The following is a 16,385-nucleotide window of genomic DNA, read 5'->3' on the forward strand; positions in this document are numbered from 1 at the left end:
GCCCCCGGCCGCGCCCCGCCCGCCGCCCCCCCGGGGCCCCCCCCCCCCGGCGGGGGGGGGGGGGGGGCCCGGCCCCCGCCAGGACGGCCGTCAGGCGTGGTGCCGCGTCCGTGGACGCGGCGAGGATCAGCCGAGGGTCGCGATGGCCTTGTTGAAGGTGGCCGACGGACGCATGACGGCCTCCGCCTTCGCCGGGTCGGGCTGGTAGTAGCCACCGATGTCGGCCGGCTTGCCCTGGACGGCGATGAGCTCGTCGACGATGGTCTGCTCCTGCTCGGACAGCGTCTTCGCGAGCGGGCCGAACGCCTCGGCGAGCGCGGCGTCGTCGGTCTGCTTCGCCAGCTCCTGGGCCCAGTAGAGCGCCAGGTAGAAGTGGCTGCCGCGGTTGTCGATGCCACCGAGCTTGCGGCTCGGGGACTTGTCCTCGTTCAGGAACGTGCCCGTGGCCTTGTCCAGGGTGTCGGCGAGCACCTTGGCGCGCGCGTTGTCCGTGGTGGTGGCCAGGTGCTCGAAGCTGACCGCGAGGGCCAGGAACTCGCCCAGGCTGTCCCAGCGGAGGTAGTCCTCCTTGACGAGTTGCTGGACGTGCTTGGGCGCGGAACCGCCGGCGCCGGTCTCGAAAAGTCCGCCGCCGTTCATGAGCGGGACGACGGAGAGCATCTTCGCGCTGGTGCCCAGCTCGAGGATGGGGAACAGGTCGGTGAGGTAGTCACGCAGGACGTTGCCGGTGACCGAGATGGTGTCCTCGCCGCGGCGGATGCGCTCCAGGGAGTACGCGGTCGCCTCCTCCGGGGTCCGGATGGAGATGTCCAGGCCCTCGGTGTCGTGGTCGGCCAGGTAGGTGTTGACCTTGGCGATGAGGTTGGCGTCGTGCGCGCGGCCCTCGTCGAGCCAGAACACGGCCGGGTTGCCGGTCGCCCGGGCGCGGGTGACGGCGAGCTTGACCCAGTCCTGGATCGGGAGGTCCTTGGTCTGGCACATCCGGAAGATGTCGCCGGCGCCGACGGCCTGCTCCAGTACGACGTCGCCCTTGCCGTCGACGACCCGCACCGTGCCGGTGGTGGGGATCTCGAAGGTCTTGTCGTGGCTGCCGTACTCCTCGGCCTTCTGCGCCATCAGGCCGACGTTGGGCACGGAACCCATGGTCGACGGGTCGAAGGCACCGTTGGCGCGGCAGTCGTCGATGACGACCTGGTAGACGCCCGCGTAGCTGCTGTCCGGGAGGACGGCGAGGGTGTCGGCCTCGTTGCCGTCCGGGCCCCACATGTGACCGGAGGTACGGATCATGGCCGGCATGGAGGCGTCGACGATGACGTCGCTCGGCACGTGCAGGTTGGTGATGCCCCTGTCGGAGTCGACCATCGCGAGGGCGGGGCCCTCGGCGAGCTCGGCCTCGAACGACGCCTTGATCTCGGCGCCTGCGTCCACGGAGTCGAGGCCCTTGAGGATGCCGCCGAGACCGTCGTTGGGGGTCAGGCCGGCCGCGGCGAGCACGTCTCCGTACTTCGCGAAGGTGTTCGGGAAGAAGGCGCGGACCACGTGACCGAAGATGATCGGGTCGGAGACCTTCATCATCGTGGCCTTGAGGTGCACGGAGAACAGGACGTTCTCGGCCTTGGCGCGCGCGACCTGCGCGGTGAAGAACTCGCGCAGCGCGGCGACGCGCATGACGGCCGCGTCCACGACCTCGCCCGCGAGGACCGGTACGGACTCCCGCAGCACGGTGGTGGTGCCGTCGTCGCCCGCGAGCTCGATGCGCAGCGAACCGGCCTCGGAGACGACGACGGACTTCTCGGTCGAGCGGAAGTCGTCGACGCCCATCGTGGCGACGTTCGTCTTGGAGTCGGCGGACCAGGCGCCCATGCGGTGCGGGTGGGCCTTGGCGTAGTTCTTGACCGACGCGGGGGCACGGCGGTCGGAGTTGCCCTCACGCAGGACGGGGTTCACCGCGCTGCCCTTGACCTTGTCGTACCGGGCGCGGACGTCCTTGTCCTCGTCGGTCTGCGGGTCGTCCGGGTAGTCCGGAAGCGCGTAGCCCTGCTCCTGGAGCTCTGCGATCGCGGCCTTCAGCTGCGGGATCGAGGCCGAGATGTTGGGCAGCTTGATGATGTTCGCGCCGGGAGTCTTGGCCAGCTCACCGAGTTCGGCGAGCGCGTCATCGATACGCTGGCCGGCCTCGAGACGCTCCGGGAAGCCGGCGATGATGCGCCCCGCCAGGGAGATGTCGCGGCGCTCCACCGTGACACCCGCGGTCGAGGCGTAGGCCTCGACGACCGGCAGGAACGAATACGTCGCCAGGGCAGGGGCCTCGTCGGTGTGCGTATAGATGATGGTCGAGTCAGTCACCGGGTGCTCCGCTCCACGTCTGCAACATTGCTTGACATCAAGATATCTCGTGACCGGCCCCCTCTCCACAGTGGCCCGCACCCATGGCGGCGGAACGGATCACTCCTGTCCGGCGGCGCCCGGAGCGCCGGGGCGGGGGCCCGGGGCGCTCACCCCCCGTCGGCGGGGCTGAGCGGCGGCGCTTCGTGGGACGGCGGCCGGTGCTCGTACCAGCGGCGGTCGGCCTCCAGCTGCGCTGCGAGCGAGATGAGCCGGGCCTCGCTGCGGGAGGGGCCCAGCAGCTGGGCGCCGAGGGGCAGGCCGTCGCGCGTGAAGCCCGCCGGGACGTTGACTCCGGGCCAGCCGAGGACGTTCCAGGGCCAGGCGTAGGGGCACGCCGAGGTCATGGCGAGGTCGGTGCGCCAGGCGCTGAGGTGGTCGAACGCCCCGACCCTCGGTGGCGGGGCCGCCGTGGTCGGGGTGAGCAGCACGTCGTAGCCCCCGCGGGAGGTGTCGAAGAAGGCACCGATCCTGGCGTGCTGGCGCACCTCCCGCGCGCGTGCGGCTCGCACGATCCGCCCGCCGAGTCGGGTCCCCGTGCGCAGCGCGCTGCGGGTGCGCGGGTCGAGGAGCCCGGGGTCGGGATGGCGCGCGGCGAGTTCGGCGATGCCGGCGGTGGCGCGCGGGACGAAGGAGAGACCGATGAGCCCGAAGCGGGGACGCGCCTCCTCGACGTGGTGACCGAGCCGGGCGAGTACGTCGGCGAGCGCCGTGACGGCGCGCACGACCTCGGGGTGCGGCGCGTTGCGGGTGAGGGTGAGCGGCGGCGTCAGACAGAGGGCGACGCGCAGCCTGCCGGGCTCTCGGCGGGCTGCCGCGGAGGCGTCGAGAGCGGGCGGCCGGTGCGGGTCCGCGGGGTGAGCCCCCGCCGCGGCGTCCAAAAGCAGAGAGGCGTCGGCGACCGTGCGGGCGAGGGGGCCGTTGACGGTGAGCCCCTGGAAGGCGTCGCTCTGCGGGTGCACGGAGATCCGGCCGCGCTGCGGCTTGATGCCGACGAGATGGGTCCAGGCCGCAGGGATGCGGATGGAGCCCGCGCCGTCCGAACCCAGTGCGGCGGGGACCAGTCCCGCGGCGACCGCCGCCGCCGAGCCTCCCGACGAACCTCCGGGCGTGTGGGCGGTGCTCCACGGGTTACGGGTGACGCCGAAGGCGGGCCCTTCCGTGAAGGCCCACTGCCCCAGCTCGCAGGAGTTGGTCTTGCCGACGATCACGGCACCGGCAGCGCGCAGCCTGCGCACGGCCTCGCTGTCGGCGGCGGCGGGCGGCAGCACTCCGTCGCATCCGAAGTATGTGGGCATGCCGGCCACGTCGGTGTCGTCCTTGACGGCCACCGGCACGCCGAGGAGCGGCAGCCTCTCCCCCGCGGCGAGCCGCCGGTCGGCTTCGGCCGCCTCGGCGAGCGCGGCCTCCGTGCGCAGCTGGCGGAAGGCGTTGAGGGGCTGGTGGCTCGCCTCGATGCGCGCGAACGCCTCGGCGACCAGTGCGGCCGAGGTCGTCGCGCCCCCGGCCAGCCGCTCCGCGCACGCGGCGAGCCCTGGCGCGGCAGGGGGAACGGATTGCGTGGCCAGCCCCGCGTGTGTGCCCCGGCCCGGCTGTGCGTCCTGGTCCGCCCGCCTGCGGGGGTCCGGCTGGGGGCGCGGGTCCTCGGGCCTGCCCGGCCCGGTCCGCTCCGCGTGCTCTGCTGAGGACATCGCCACCGCCTCCTCGCCGCCGCCGAAGCGTGCTGCCCCCTGGTCCGCCCCAGGGCCGCCCGAGCGGGTCTACTGGAGAGTAACCAGACGGGACGGACCACTCAAGCACGCCGCACGCGGAGGCGGAGCCCGTCTCCTCAGGCCTGCGGGAGACGGGTCCACGGCCGTCGGGCCCTACGGCCGCACGTGGATCTCCCCGATACCCGAACCGAGACCGGCGCAGTGGGCGGTCGACTGCCCGGACTGACCCGGGCTCAGCGTGACGTGCTCCCCGTCCACGTCGGGCGACCAGCCGCAGACCAGGTGGACCCAGAAGGTCTGGGTGGCCGAGCCGTTGTTCTTGCAGAGCGCGTAGCCGGTGTAGTCGTCGACGGCGTGCTTGCCCGTGTGGCACGAGAGCCCCGGCGGGACAGCGGCCGGAGCCGCGGCGACCGCCGCGGTGGCCGTCGCCCCGAGGGCGAGGGTCAGACCGGCGACGGCGGCGCCGCGTGCCGCCGTACGAACGGTGGTCCCCTGGAACAGCTTCTTCATGTCTCCCCTTGGTTCCGGTCGGTTCCGGTGATCTTCAGGGCAGCTCTTCCCCACGTTCCGTAGCCGAAAACAGCGCCGAACCTCACCCTCCGTACACCGCTCACGGCGGGCACGCAACCGCGCGCGGGCGTACGCTCATCAGGAGGGCGCACCGGCTCGACGATGTCACCCGCCGGGGCCCTGGAGCGGAACGTTTCCGAGGAGGCGCCGTGGCAGCACAGCGCATCGCCGCCCGCGCCGCCGCCTGTGCGGCGTTCGTCGTGCTCGCGGTCACCAGCGGCACAGCGGTCCGGGCCGACGACGACATCGAGTCGCTCCCCGCCGAGCAGATCGCCGACCGCTCGCGCGACGCGCTGCTGGACGTGCGGTCCCTGCACCTGCGGGCGCAGGGTGACCTCGGGGAGAACCGGTCGGCGATGACGGTCGATCTCACCCTGGACAGGAACGGCAACTGCGTGGGCGACGTAGACCTGGGGAGGGACCAGGGCAAGGTCGAGATCATCAAGCGCGGTGACGGGGTATGGCTGAAACCCGACGCGGACTTCTGGAAGAACCAGGTCCCGGTGGGCGGCTCGGCCTTCGACGCCGTGCTCGCCGGGCGGTACATGAAGGGCGACGCCTCGGACTCCCGGCTGCGGCCGGTGGTGGAGGCCTGCGACCTGGACACCTTCCGCGAGCTGGTGTCCGACAACGCGGCCACAGGGGGCACCTTCACCAAGGGTGAGGTCACGACCGTCGACGGCGTCCGCGCCGTCCCGGTCACCCGCACCCTGCACGACCGCCGGCTGACGGCCTACGTGGACACCGGGGGCGAGCACCTTCCCGTACGGATCACCGTGGCCGGCGACGGGGCGGACGCGGCCGTGGACTTCTCGGGCTTCGACAAGCCGGTGCCCACGGCCACGCCACCCGCCGACGAGACGGTGGACGTCAGCGCTCTGCTCGGCCGGGCTCCGTCGCAGTCCTGACCCCCGTACTCAGCAGCGCGTACAGCACCAGCGAGGAGGCCAGTCCGACCGCCCAGCCGTAGTCGGCGAGCGGTTCGAGCACCGGGACCAGGCCGTCCGCGGGGAACGGGCCCTTGCCGGGGGCCGAGTGGGAACCGCCCACCGCGAGGACACCGCCGACCACGAAAGCGGCCACGGCGCGCCAGTTCCACCCGCCGGTGTACCAGTAGCGGCCCCCGGGCCGGTAGAGATCCGGCAGGTGCAGCACCGTGCGGCGGACGATCCAGTAGTCGGCTATCAGAATGCCTGCCACCGTGCCGAGCAGGCCGCCGACCAGTCCCAGCCAGGTGAAGATGTACAGCTCGGGGGTCTCGGTGAGCTTCCACGGCATGATCACGACGCCGACGACACCGGTGATGAGGGCGCCCGTACGGAAGTTGACGATCCTGGGCGCGAGGTTGGCCAGGTCGTACGCCGGTGACACGACGTTCGCCGCGATGTTCACGGAGATGGTGGCGATCAGCACGGTGATCAGCCCGAAGAGCAGACCGAACACGTTGTCCGTCTTCGCGACGAGCTGGACCGGATCCCAGATCGCCTCCCCGTACACGGCCTGGGATCCGGAGGTGACGAAGACGGAGAGCAGCGCGAAGAACGTCATCGTGGTCGGCAGCCCGAGCGACTGGCCCCAGATCTGCGCACGCTGGCCGGCGCCGAAGCGGGTGAAGTCGGGGATGTTCAGGGAGAGCGTGGACCAGAAGGCGATCATGCCCATCAGCGAGGGGAAGAAGACCGGCCAGAAGTCGGCGCCCCAGCCGAGGGCGGACGGCTGGTCCAGGAGCGGGCCGAAGCCGCCCGCCTCGACCGCGACCCACACCAGCAGGGCGACCGCACCGACGAGGACGAAGGGAGCCGCCCAGTTCTCGAACCGGCGAAGGGTGTCCATGCCCCGGTAGATGATGGCCAGTTCCAGGGCCCAGAAGAGGACGAAGCACAACCACAGCGTCCAGGGCTGTCCACCGATCTCACCGGCCCGGGCCCAGCCGCCGAAGATCTTGCCCAGCAGCGTGAAGATCCCGACGCCGCCGATCCAGGTCTGGATCCCGAACCACGCGCAGGCGACCGCGGCCCGGATCAGCGCCGGCAGGTTGGCGCCCCGCAGCCCGAAGGAGGCGCGGGCGAGGACGGGGAAGGGAATGCCGTACTTGGGGCCGGCGTGCCCGGTCAGCAGCATCGGGGCCAGCACGATCAGGTTGGCCAGGGCGATCGTGAGGACGGCCTGCTTCCAGTCCATGCCGAGCGCGACGAGTCCGGAGGCCAGCAGCCAGGAGGGGATGTTGTGGGCCATCCCGATCCACAGGGCCGCGAAGTTGTACGTCGTCCACCGGCGCCGCTCCAGCGGCACCGGAAGCAGGTCGTCGTTGACGAAGGGCGAGTCCTCGGGGACGGTCCCCGGGGCGAGTTCGATCCGGCCCGCCGGGTCGGCTATCGGCTCCCCGGGAACGGACGGTGGGACGGGTGGGACGGTGGCGGTCATGCTGGTTCGACCCTTCGCTCGGGGGAGGTGCCGTGCGGGGCGTGGGGCACGCGGGGCGTGAGGGGCGCGCCCGTGGGTACGGGACGCGCGGCGGGCGACGGGCGCGCGGAGGAGATCAGCCGGTGAGCGCCGGGATGACGGTCGAGCCGTAGGCGTCGATGGTCGCCTCCCGCGCGTCGTGCATGTTGTAGACGGCGAACTGGTCGACGCCCAGGTCGCGCAGGACCTGGAGCTTCTCGATGTGGGCCTCGGGCGGGCCCAGCAGGCAGAACCGGTCCACGATCTCGTCGGGGACGAAAGCGGTGTCCGGGTTTCCGGCGCGGCCGTGATGGCTGTAGTCGTATCCGGAGCGCCCCGCGATGTACTCGGTGAGCGCGTCGGGGACGAGTCCGGAGTGCTCCCCGTAGCGCGAGACGAGGTCGGCCACGTGATTGCCGACCATGCCGCCGAACCAGCGGCACTGCTCCCGGGCGTGGTCCAGGTCCTCGCCGACGTACGCGGGGGCCGCCACGCAGATGGTGACCGCGTCCGGGTCGCGGCCGGCCTCGGCGGCGGCGTCGCGTACCGCCTTGACCATCCACTCGGTGAGGTAGGGGTCGGCCAGCTGGAGGATGAACCCGTCGGCCTTCTGCCCGGCCAGTGCGAGGGCCTTGGGACCGTACGCCCCCATCCAGACGGGCAGGCTGCCGTTCTTGACCCAGGGGATCTGGACCGGCTGGCCGTCGACCGTCGCCTCGCGCCCCTCGGCGAGGTCACGGATCACGTCGATGGCCTCACCGAGCCTGGCCAGGGTGTTGGGTCTGCGCCCGGCCACCCGCATCGCGGAGTCGCCTCGCCCGATGCCGCAGACGGTGCGGTTGCCGTACATCTCGTTGAGCGTGGCGAAGGTGGACGCGGTGACCTCCCAGGTGCGGGTGCCCGGGTTGGTGACCATCGGCCCGACGATCAGCCGGTCCGTGTGCTCCAGGATCCGGCTGTAGATGACGAAGGGTTCCTGCCACAGCACGGCCGAGTCGAAGGTCCAGCCGTAACGGAACCCGTTGCGTTCCGCCCGGCGCATCAGCCCCACGACCGCCGAGGCGGGTGGGTCGGTCTGGAGGACAAGTCCGAAATCCATGACGGTTGCTCCTACTCGAAAGACGGGCGCGCGGCGCGCGGGTGGCGGCGGTCGAGGGTCCCGGCCCACGGCTGCGGGGTGCACGAGGACACCCGCGTCGCGGGGACCGTCCCCGGGGCGGCCCGGGGCGGCCGGCCACTTCGGGCCGGTGAGCACGACCGCTCAGTTCGTGTACTGGCAGATCCCTCTCGGCACGTAGGCGCCGTGCCCGGCGTGACCGACGTAGGTGCGCTCCTCGATCACCGGGACGCCCCGCGAGAGCACCGTCTCCACGCGGCCCGTGACCCGCTTTCCCTCGTACGCCGAGTAGTCGACGTTCATGTGGTGCGTCTCGGCGGAGATGACCTGCTCGGCGTGCGGGTCGTAGACCACGATGTCGGCGTCCGCGCCCGGGGTGATGGTCCCCTTCTTCGGATAGAGCCCGAACATCCTGGCCGGCGTCGCGCAGGCGATCTCGATCCAGCGCCGACGGCTGATGTGGCCGTCGACGACAGCCTGGTGGAGCAGGTCCATGCGGTTCTCGACCCCCGGCATGCCGTTGGGGATCTTCGAGAAGTCGTCGCGGCCCAGCTCCTTCTGCCCCTTGAAGCAGAACGGGCAGTGGTCGGTCGAGACCACCTGCAGATCATTCGTCCGCAGGCCTCGCCAGAGCGCTTCCTGGTGGTCCTTGGGACGCAGCGGTGTGGAGCAGACGTACTTCGCGCCCTCGAAGTCCGGCTCCGCCAGATTGTCCGTGGACAGGAAGAGGTACTGCGGGCACGTCTCACCGAAGACGGGCAGCCCCTCGTCACGGGCTCGCGCCAGCTCGGCGACCGCTTCCCGGGCCGAGACGTGCACCACGTAGACGGGGGCGCCGGCGACCTGGCTGAGCCGGATCACCCGGTGCGTCGCCTCCGCCTCGAGAAGCGCCTTCCTCACCTCGCCGTGATAGCGCGGATCCCTTTCCCCCCGGGCGAGGGCCTGCTCCACCAGCACGTCGATCGCGAGGCCGTTCTCCGCATGGGTCATCACCAGCCCGCCGTTCGAGGCGGCGCGCTGCATGGCCCTGAGGATCTGGCCGTCGTCCGAGAGGAACACCCCGGGGTAGGCGGTGAAGAGCTTGAACGAACTGATGCCGAGGGAGACGAGCTTGTCCATCTCCCTCAGCGAGGACTCGTTGACGTCGGACATGATCATGTGGAAGGCGTAGTCGACGGCGCACTGCCCGTCCGCCTTCGCGTGCCAGGTGTCGAGCCCTTCCCGGAGCGAACCGCCCCTCGGCTGGATGGCGAAATCGACGAAGGTCGTCGTGCCGCCCCAGGCGGCGGCCCGGCTCCCCGTCTCGAAGGTGTCCGAGGCGAGGGTGCCGCCGAACGGCATCTCCATATGGGTGTGGGCGTCGACACCGCCCGGAATGACGTACTTCCCGGTGGCGTCGATCCTCCGCTCGGCGGTCCATCCCGCGGCGGCGTCGGTGCCGTGGGCGGCGAGGGCGGCGACGCGTCCCCCCTCGACGAGCACGTCGGCGTGGATCTCGTCCGACGCGGTGATGACGAGGCCGCCGTGGATGACGGTGCGGCTCATGTACCCCTCCTCGCTGTGGCGATACCGGTGCTGCTCACCGATGAAGACGCTGCTGTTCCTGCGCGGCCGGCCCGGCCGGCTCCCCGGCGCCGGGCCGGGGGCCCGCGGTCGTGCACACGGGGCGCGACGGTGCGCCGAACGTTCGTACACGGATCGATACCGCCGCGGCGGACGTCCCTCACCCGCCCGGCGCGGTGGTACCGCGCCGGGACCTTCTCGTCCGACTCGGGCTCCCTCCTTCGTCCAGGAGTCCCAGCGTCCGTCACGGAACCGGTCGGCGGCCTCCCCCGTGCGGGGGGTGGGTCTCCCCCGCACGAGGGAGACCCGGGAAGCCCGGACGGATGGGCGGGTCCGTCATCCGGCCGCCCGCAACGCCTCGCCCAGGATCGCCGCGCCCTCCTCCGCCTCCTCGACGGTCAGCGAGAGCGGCGGCGCGATCCTGAGCACGCTGGTGTTGTGGCCGCCGCCCTTGCCGATGAGCAGCCCTCCCTCGCGGGCGGCCTCGAGCACCGCCGCTGCGGCGTCCGGATCGGCCTCGTCGGTGCCGGGCCTCACCAGTTCGATGCCGATCATGAGCCCTCGCCCGCGCACCTCTCGCACGGCCTCCGACGCCGCGCCGACGGCGCGGAGCCGCTCGATGAGCAGGCCGCCGACCCGCCGGGCGTTGCCCTGGAGGTCGTGTTCCAGCAGGTACGAGAGGTTGGCGAGGCCGGCGGCCATGGTGACGGGGGACCCGCCGAAGGTCGAGATGGAGTTGGCGTCCAGGCAGTTCATGACGTCGGCCCGGGCGACGACGCCGCCGATGGACATGCCGTTGCCGATGCCCTTGGCGAAGGTGAGGATGTCCGGCGGCCCGCTCGACGCGTGCGCCTGCCAGCCCCAGAAGTGGTCGCCGGTGCGCCCCCAGCCGGTCTGCACCTCGTCCGAGATCCAGAGGATGCCGTGCCTGTCCAGGACCTCACGGAAGGCCGCGTACAGCCCGTCGGGCGGTGCGGTGAAGCCGCCGACGCCCTGTACGGGTTCGGCGATCAGCGCCGCGGCACCCCTGGTGTGCCCGAGCAGGTCCTCCAGATCGGCCACGCACGCCTTCACGAACCGCTCGTCGTTCAGCTCCGCGTAAGGGCCCCGGCTGCGGACCGCCCCATGGACGTACAGAGTCTGCAGCGGCGACAGACTCGTCGTCGACCAGGCCTTGTTGCCCGTGACGGACACCGCCGAGAACGACCTGCCGTGGTAGCTGTTGCGCATCGCCAGGATCTGGTTCGAGCCGCGGTAGGTGGTGGCGAGGAGCAGGGCGGCGTCGTTGGCCTCGGTGCCCGAGGTGGTGAAGAAGACGCGGGCGTCCGGGATTCCCGAGAGCGCGGCGACCCGCTCCGCCAGCTCGACCATGGGCCGGTTGAGGTAGAGGGTCGAGGAGTGGATGAGGCGGCCGGCCTGCTCGGCGACGGCCTTGGTCACCTCGGGCAGGGCGTGTGCGGTCATCGTGGTGAGGATGCCGCCGAAGAAGTCGAGGTAGCGGTTGCCCTCGGCGTCCCAGACGTGGCGGCCCTCGCCGTGGGTCAGCTCCAGGGGCTGCCGGTAGTAGAGCGCCAGCCAGTCGGGGCTGACGGCCAGGTGCCGCTCGTGCAGTCCGCTCACGGCTCCACCAGCCCGTCGTAGGCGTCCGGACGGCGGTCCCGGTAGAAGGCCCATTGCCGGCGGACCTCGTCGATCAGACCGAAGTCGAGGTCGCGTACGAGGAGTTCCTCCTCCTTGTCGCTGGCGACCTCACCGACGAACTGTCCGCGCGGGTCGACGAAGTAACTCGTCCCGTAGAAGTCGTTGTCGCCGTACTCCTCCTGGCCGACACGGTTGATCGCGGCGACGAAGTACTCGTTGGCGACGGCGGACGCGGGCTGCTCCAGCTGCCACAGATAGCCGGAGAGTCCCCGCGAGGTGGCCGAGGGGTTGTAGACCAACTGAGCTCCGTTGAGTCCCAGTTGGCGCCACCCCTCCGGGAAGTGGCGGTCGTAGCAGATGTAGACACCGACCTTGCCGACCGCGGTGTCGAACACCGGCCACCCGATGTTGCCCGGCTTGAAGTAGTACTTCTCCCAGAAGCCCTTGACCTGCGGGATGTGGTGCTTGCGGTACTTTCCCAGGTACGTGCCGTCGGCGTCGATCACCGCCGCGGTGTTGTAGTAGAAGCCGGACTGTTCGAGCTCGAAGACCGGCACGACGATCACCATGCCCGTCTCCCTCGCCAGGTCCCGCATGCGGCGGACCGTCGGCCCGTCCGGCACGGGCTCCGCCCAGCGGTAGTGCTCGGGCTCCTGGACCTGACAGAAGTAGGGGGCGTTGAACACCTCCTGGAAGCCGATGATTTTGGCTCCCTGCCGGGCTGCCTCGCGAGCGTGTTCCTCGTGCTTCGCGATCATGGATTCGGTGTCGCCGGTCCAGGTCGCCTGGACGAGTGCGGCGCGTACGACATGGGACATGAGCTGCTCCTTCGACGCGGCGTCAGAGAGCCTCTACGTGTTCTCTACGCCCGTAGACACGGTGCGTAGGAGGAGAACGTAAGCCCCGTCACACGACGGGGCAAGACCATTGCCGTGAACCGGCGGAGTCGATCATGTTTCGTACCCGAGCGGTCCATACCGCCGCGCGGGGCCCCGCCGGGGGCTCCCGGGCCGGCTCCTACGGCGCGGCGATGCCCGCCACCCGAAGGGCGTGGACCACGTCCCACTCCCGTGCGGCGGACACCTCGCGGGCGGCGGCGAGGAGTTGAGGGACGAGGTGTCCCGGGCCGCCCTCCGCGACGCGCGCGGCGTCCTGCGGCGTCCGTACGCGCACGAAGGCGCCCAGCAGCGCCCGCGCCTCGAACTCCAGACCGGCTTGGCCGAGGGCGACCACGGCGTCGGCGATCTCGCCGGCGGGACGGGCCACGCCCTGGCGCAGCAGCCGGCCGCAGTCACCGTGGCGGCCGGCGGCGGCCAGCGCCCCGGCCGCCGCGGCGAGTTCCGCGGGCGGCAGGGAGGACACCTCCCACAGCAGGCTCGCCCAGTCGGCTTCCAGGCCCGCCGCGTGAAGGGCCTCGGCGAGCACCGGCAGGCGGCCCGGAGGCCAGCCCGCCGCCTCGCAGAGGACGACGTGCGCCTCGCCGCTGCGGCCCTCCGCGCGCAGCCGTACGAGCAGTTCCACGGCGTCGTCGGCGGCCCGGCGCGCGTCCGGATCGGCCTGCGCGCCAGGGGATGCCGGCGCCGGCCTGTCCTCCGCGGGGGCCCCGCCGAAACGGGCCCCGCGCGGTGCCGTGGCCGACGGCGAGGCGGACGGCAGGACGGGTGTGACCGACGGGAGCGGGGCCGCCTCCGCCTCGTCCTCGATCTCCAGCCCGGCGAAGCGCGCCCCCCGCGCCTTCCTGCGCTTGGGCGCGGGCGCACGGGCGGGGGCGGGTACGGACTCGTCCTCCACGGGGCGCCGAGGCCCCGGGACCGGGGTGACGGCGGAGCGGCTCGCACCGGCCTCCGGCTCCACCCGGGACCGGTCCTCCCGTACCGCCCGCTCCGCGGCCGCCAGCCGGTTACGGATCTCCGCACACCGGGCCGTGGCACGGGCATGGTCGTCGCGCGCCCACGCCAGGGCGTCCGGCTCCCCGCCCGGCCCCTCCGCAGTCCGCACGCGCTGCGCCGCGTAGGCCTGCTCCCGGAGCATCACATCCAGCCGGTCGGCGAGCGCCCGCACCCCACCTGGGCGTACGTCGTACGCGGCGGCCGACGCGGCGCACAGCTCGGCGGCCCGCACGGACTCCCGCGCGGCGTACGCGGCGCCGCGGACGGCGGCGAGGTCCTGGAGCAGCGACTCCACCACGTCCCACGGCGGAACCTCGGTGCCGTCGAAGCAGGCACGCATGCCGTCCGGATCGCGCGCACAGAAGACTCCGTACCATCCCCGGCCCGGGTCGAGCAGCGCGGCCAGGTCCCGTAGGTACTGTGCGAACACCCTTACCTGCACCGCATGCTGCTGCACCGTCACCGTCGCCCCCACCGGCCGCCCGACTGGAATTCCCCGGTCCGCAGGCATTCGACCGCAGGTGTGTTACGGGCGGGCTACGCGGGCTTTTCCGGCACGGTGCGTCCGGAGCGCGCGGCGGGAGGGCACGCCCCCTCAGAGCGTGACGGCGATACCCGTGTGAGGGCGCTTACCGAGGCGCGCGACCATGGCGGGCCAGTCCACGAGCCAGAACTTCCACGTGTACTTGCGGGCCAGCACCTTGCGCACCGCGGCGGTCCCCGCTTCGTCGAGCAGCCGGGCCGTGCCCTCGGCGCTCGGCGCGCCCTCGGCGATCCGGCCCCGTACGTCGCAGACGGTGACGACGACCCGGCTGTCGTTGCGCAGCCGCTTGACCTTCCATGAGTCGGACCGCGTCCAGATGTACAGCACACCGCCGTCGGCGGCGGCCCAGACAGGGGTGGCGACGGGCGTGCCGTCCTTCCGGTACGTGGTCAGGCTGACGTACTCACTGCGGGCGAAGTCCTGGAGAGTCACGGGCGCGACCCTACTCCGGCACACACCGGGAACGACAGTTCGACGCGGGGAGCGGCGGCACCCGGACCCCACAGCCGCAGGCGGCCCCGCGCCCGAGAGCCGGTCGCCGGCGGCGGCCCACACCCGGACGCGGCAGTCACGGCCCGGAGCGCCGCGCTCGTCAGCCGGGAACCCGTGCCCCACATCAATGCGGCGGCGCTACGCCAGGAGCGGGAGCTCCCCCCGTTCCGGCAGTGCCGCGCAACGCGTGAGCAGTTCGTCCATCGACATGCCGAGCGCTCCCGCGAGCGCCGCCACCGTGAAGAACGCGGGGGTGGGTGCCCGACCCGTCTCGATCTTGCGGAGCGTCTCGGCCGAGATCCCCGCACTGGCGGCGACCGAGACCATGCTGCGTGCGCCGCGTGCCTCACGCAGCAGTTCGCCGAGCCGCTCGCCGCGTCGGCGCTCTTCCGGAGTCAAGGGGTTCCGTACCATGCCGTCATTCTAATACCGGTCGGACCGGTATAGTAATTGGCATGGTTCAGCTCAAGACAGATTCATCGATCGAAGCGATGCGGGAGACCGGCCGAGTCGTCGCGCACGTGCTCGCCGCCGCGCGGAAGGCTGCGGTGGTCGGCGCCACCCTGCACGAACTCGACGAGGCGGCTCGCGAGGTCCTGCGCGCGGCGGGCGCCGGCTCCCCCTTCCTCGACTACCGGCCGCACTTCGCCCCCACCCCCTTCCCGGCGGTGATCTGCACGTCGGTGAACGACGCCATCGTGCACGGCATCCCCACCAACTACCGGCTCCGCGACGGCGACCTGGTGAGCGTCGACGCCGGAGCGACCCTGAACGGATGGGCGGGTGACTCGGCCGTCAGCTTCGTGGTGGGCCGGCCGCGGCCCGAGGACGTCCGGCTGGTCGACACGGCGTTCGCCGCACTGGACGCGGGCATCGCGGCGGCGGTCGTCGGCAACCGGATCGGCGACATCGCGCACGCCATCGGCACGGTGTGCCGGGGCGCCGGATACGGCATCCCTGACGGGTTCGGCGGGCACGGGATCGGCAGGCAGATGCACGAGGACCCGTCCGTACCGAACGAGGGGCGCCCCGGCCGCGGCATGCCGTTGCGGCACGGAATGGTGCTGGCCATCGAGCCGATGCTGATCGGGGGCGGCACCGACGAGTTCCACGCGGACCGTGACGGCTGGACCCTCCGTGCGAGTGACGGCAGCCGCGCGGCCCACGCGGAGCACACGGTGGCCATCACGGACGCCGGGCCCCGCATCCTCACCGCGCCCTGAACGGTCCGCACCGGGCGCCCTCACCGGCCGGTCAGTCCCCCGCGACGAACACCCGGGCCAGGGCCTCGCCCTTCTCGACGGCCGCCTCACGGTCCTCGACGGGCGACACCTCGGAGCCGCGGAACAGGATGTAGGTGACCCCGGACGCCACACCGCCGGTCCTGGGGTCGGGGTCGATCCCGAGCGCCCGGGCCGTGGCGTACGACGCCTCACCGATGATCCCGGCGGGGCCGGTGTCGCCCACGACGGCGTACCGGACCTTGCCCCCGTGGATCACGGCGGCGACACCGCCACCCTTGATCCCGTACTCGGCGTACTTCCAGAGCGGCCCGGGGCCCGGCACCACGACGTACAGCAGCGTGCCGGAGTCCAGCGGCTTGCCGGCCGACGTCTGGAAGGCCGTGGCGGGCAGGAAGGAGGGGTCCGTCCTCCTGTTGCAGACCGCGGTGGTCCTCCCGTCGCAGTCGATGTCCATGTCCGCCTCCCAGAAGACGGCTCGCTTCGTCCCGCACACCGGGACCTTCGCCGGCCGGCCCTGGTCCGTCCGGTACAGGCCGTGGGAGATCCGGTCGCAGGTCCGCACCTTCGCCAGCAGCTCGGCGGCGCCGACCGTGCCCTCACCGGGGCCTGCGCCGACCAGGGAATCAGCTGTGGCGGGGAGAGTCGCCGCGGCCAGTGCGGCGGCTCCGGCGGCGGCGGAGAGGGCGAGCATTCGCGTACGCACCGTGGGGGATGCCCTTTCGCTGGACGTGGAGGGCCCTGGCGGGCCCTCCCTTGCCGACGGCCCGGTCGCCCGGCTGCCGCACG

Annotated in this window: 14 protein-coding genes; 2 read left to right on the plus strand and 12 right to left on the minus strand. The window is 72.1% G+C overall.

What is annotated here, in order from left to right:
* Window positions 1-126 precede the first annotated feature (126 nt).
* The 3 genes from ACFY8O_RS24770 to ACFY8O_RS24780 all read right to left on the minus strand — a co-directional run bounded on the left by ACFY8O_RS24770 (window position 127) and on the right by ACFY8O_RS24780 (window position 4,607).
* Window positions 127-2,346, minus strand: a complete 2,220-nt coding sequence (locus ACFY8O_RS24770; protein WP_387905811.1) for an NADP-dependent isocitrate dehydrogenase — start codon at window positions 2,344-2,346, stop codon at window positions 127-129.
* Window positions 2,347-2,495: 149 nt separating this feature from the next.
* A complete protein-coding gene (locus ACFY8O_RS24775) occupies window positions 2,496-4,076 on the minus strand; it encodes an amidase (protein WP_387905814.1) in 1,581 nt (526 codons plus the stop codon).
* Window positions 4,077-4,250: 174 nt separating this feature from the next.
* Complete coding sequence (locus ACFY8O_RS24780) at window positions 4,251-4,607, minus strand: hypothetical protein (protein ID WP_387905816.1); 357 nt, start codon at window positions 4,605-4,607, stop codon at window positions 4,251-4,253.
* Between the two features lie 209 nt (window positions 4,608-4,816).
* Between ACFY8O_RS24780 and ACFY8O_RS24785 the strand changes: the two genes are divergently transcribed.
* Window positions 4,817-5,575, plus strand: a complete 759-nt coding sequence (locus tag ACFY8O_RS24785; RefSeq protein WP_387905818.1) for a hypothetical protein — start codon at window positions 4,817-4,819, stop codon at window positions 5,573-5,575.
* Here ACFY8O_RS24785 and ACFY8O_RS24790 read toward each other — a convergent pair.
* From ACFY8O_RS24790 to ACFY8O_RS24825, 8 genes are all read right to left on the minus strand, one after another.
* Window positions 5,538-7,091 (minus strand): NCS1 family nucleobase:cation symporter-1, encoded by a 1,554-nt coding sequence (locus ACFY8O_RS24790; RefSeq protein WP_387905821.1) that lies wholly within the window; start codon window positions 7,089-7,091, stop codon window positions 5,538-5,540. The two genes, ACFY8O_RS24785 and ACFY8O_RS24790, sit on opposite strands and share 38 nt — an antisense overlap.
* 115 nt (window positions 7,092-7,206) lie before the next feature.
* The gene (locus ACFY8O_RS24795; RefSeq protein ID WP_387905822.1) at window positions 7,207-8,208 is read right to left on the minus strand and encodes a TIGR03842 family LLM class F420-dependent oxidoreductase; all 1,002 of its coding nucleotides are present in this window, start codon (window positions 8,206-8,208) and stop codon (window positions 7,207-7,209) included.
* Between the two features lie 162 nt (window positions 8,209-8,370).
* The gene (gene hydA, locus ACFY8O_RS24800) at window positions 8,371-9,771 is read right to left on the minus strand and encodes a dihydropyrimidinase (protein WP_145810409.1); all 1,401 of its coding nucleotides are present in this window, start codon (window positions 9,769-9,771) and stop codon (window positions 8,371-8,373) included.
* Between the two features lie 354 nt (window positions 9,772-10,125).
* Window positions 10,126-11,409, minus strand: coding sequence for an aspartate aminotransferase family protein (locus ACFY8O_RS24805; protein ID WP_145810407.1), 1,284 nt, complete (start codon window positions 11,407-11,409; stop codon window positions 10,126-10,128).
* A complete protein-coding gene (locus ACFY8O_RS24810) occupies window positions 11,406-12,248 on the minus strand; it encodes a nitrilase-related carbon-nitrogen hydrolase (RefSeq protein WP_145810405.1) in 843 nt (280 codons plus the stop codon). The genes ACFY8O_RS24805 and ACFY8O_RS24810 overlap by 4 nt, the downstream gene beginning before the upstream one ends.
* A gap of 199 nt (window positions 12,249-12,447) precedes the next feature.
* Window positions 12,448-13,782: a hypothetical protein gene (locus ACFY8O_RS24815; RefSeq protein WP_387905826.1), complete on the minus strand. Its 1,335-nt coding sequence runs from the start codon at window positions 13,780-13,782 to the stop codon at window positions 12,448-12,450.
* 132 nt (window positions 13,783-13,914) lie between these two features.
* Window positions 13,915-14,295, minus strand: a complete 381-nt coding sequence (locus tag ACFY8O_RS24820) for a PPOX class F420-dependent oxidoreductase (RefSeq protein WP_387905828.1) — start codon at window positions 14,293-14,295, stop codon at window positions 13,915-13,917.
* Window positions 14,296-14,493: 198 nt separating this feature from the next.
* On the minus strand, window positions 14,494-14,769 hold the full coding sequence (locus tag ACFY8O_RS24825; RefSeq protein ID WP_387905831.1) for a helix-turn-helix domain-containing protein: 276 nt from the start codon (window positions 14,767-14,769) through the stop codon (window positions 14,494-14,496).
* A gap of 41 nt (window positions 14,770-14,810) precedes the next feature.
* Between ACFY8O_RS24825 and map the strand changes: the two genes are divergently transcribed.
* Window positions 14,811-15,578, plus strand: a complete 768-nt coding sequence (gene map, locus ACFY8O_RS24830; protein WP_387905833.1) for a type I methionyl aminopeptidase — start codon at window positions 14,811-14,813, stop codon at window positions 15,576-15,578.
* A 31-nt stretch (window positions 15,579-15,609) separates the two neighbouring features.
* Here the strand turns inward: map and ACFY8O_RS24835 are convergent, their stop codons facing one another.
* Window positions 15,610-16,302 carry a glycoside hydrolase family 75 protein gene (locus tag ACFY8O_RS24835; RefSeq protein WP_387905836.1) on the minus strand — a complete coding sequence of 231 codons (693 nt, stop codon included), beginning with the start codon at window positions 16,300-16,302 and terminating at the stop codon, window positions 15,610-15,612.
* Window positions 16,303-16,385: the final 83 nt, after the last annotated feature.

It is taken from the genome of Streptomyces argenteolus (assembly GCF_042902585.1).
Classification (GTDB): Bacteria; Actinomycetota; Actinomycetes; order Streptomycetales; family Streptomycetaceae; genus Streptomyces; species Streptomyces argenteolus.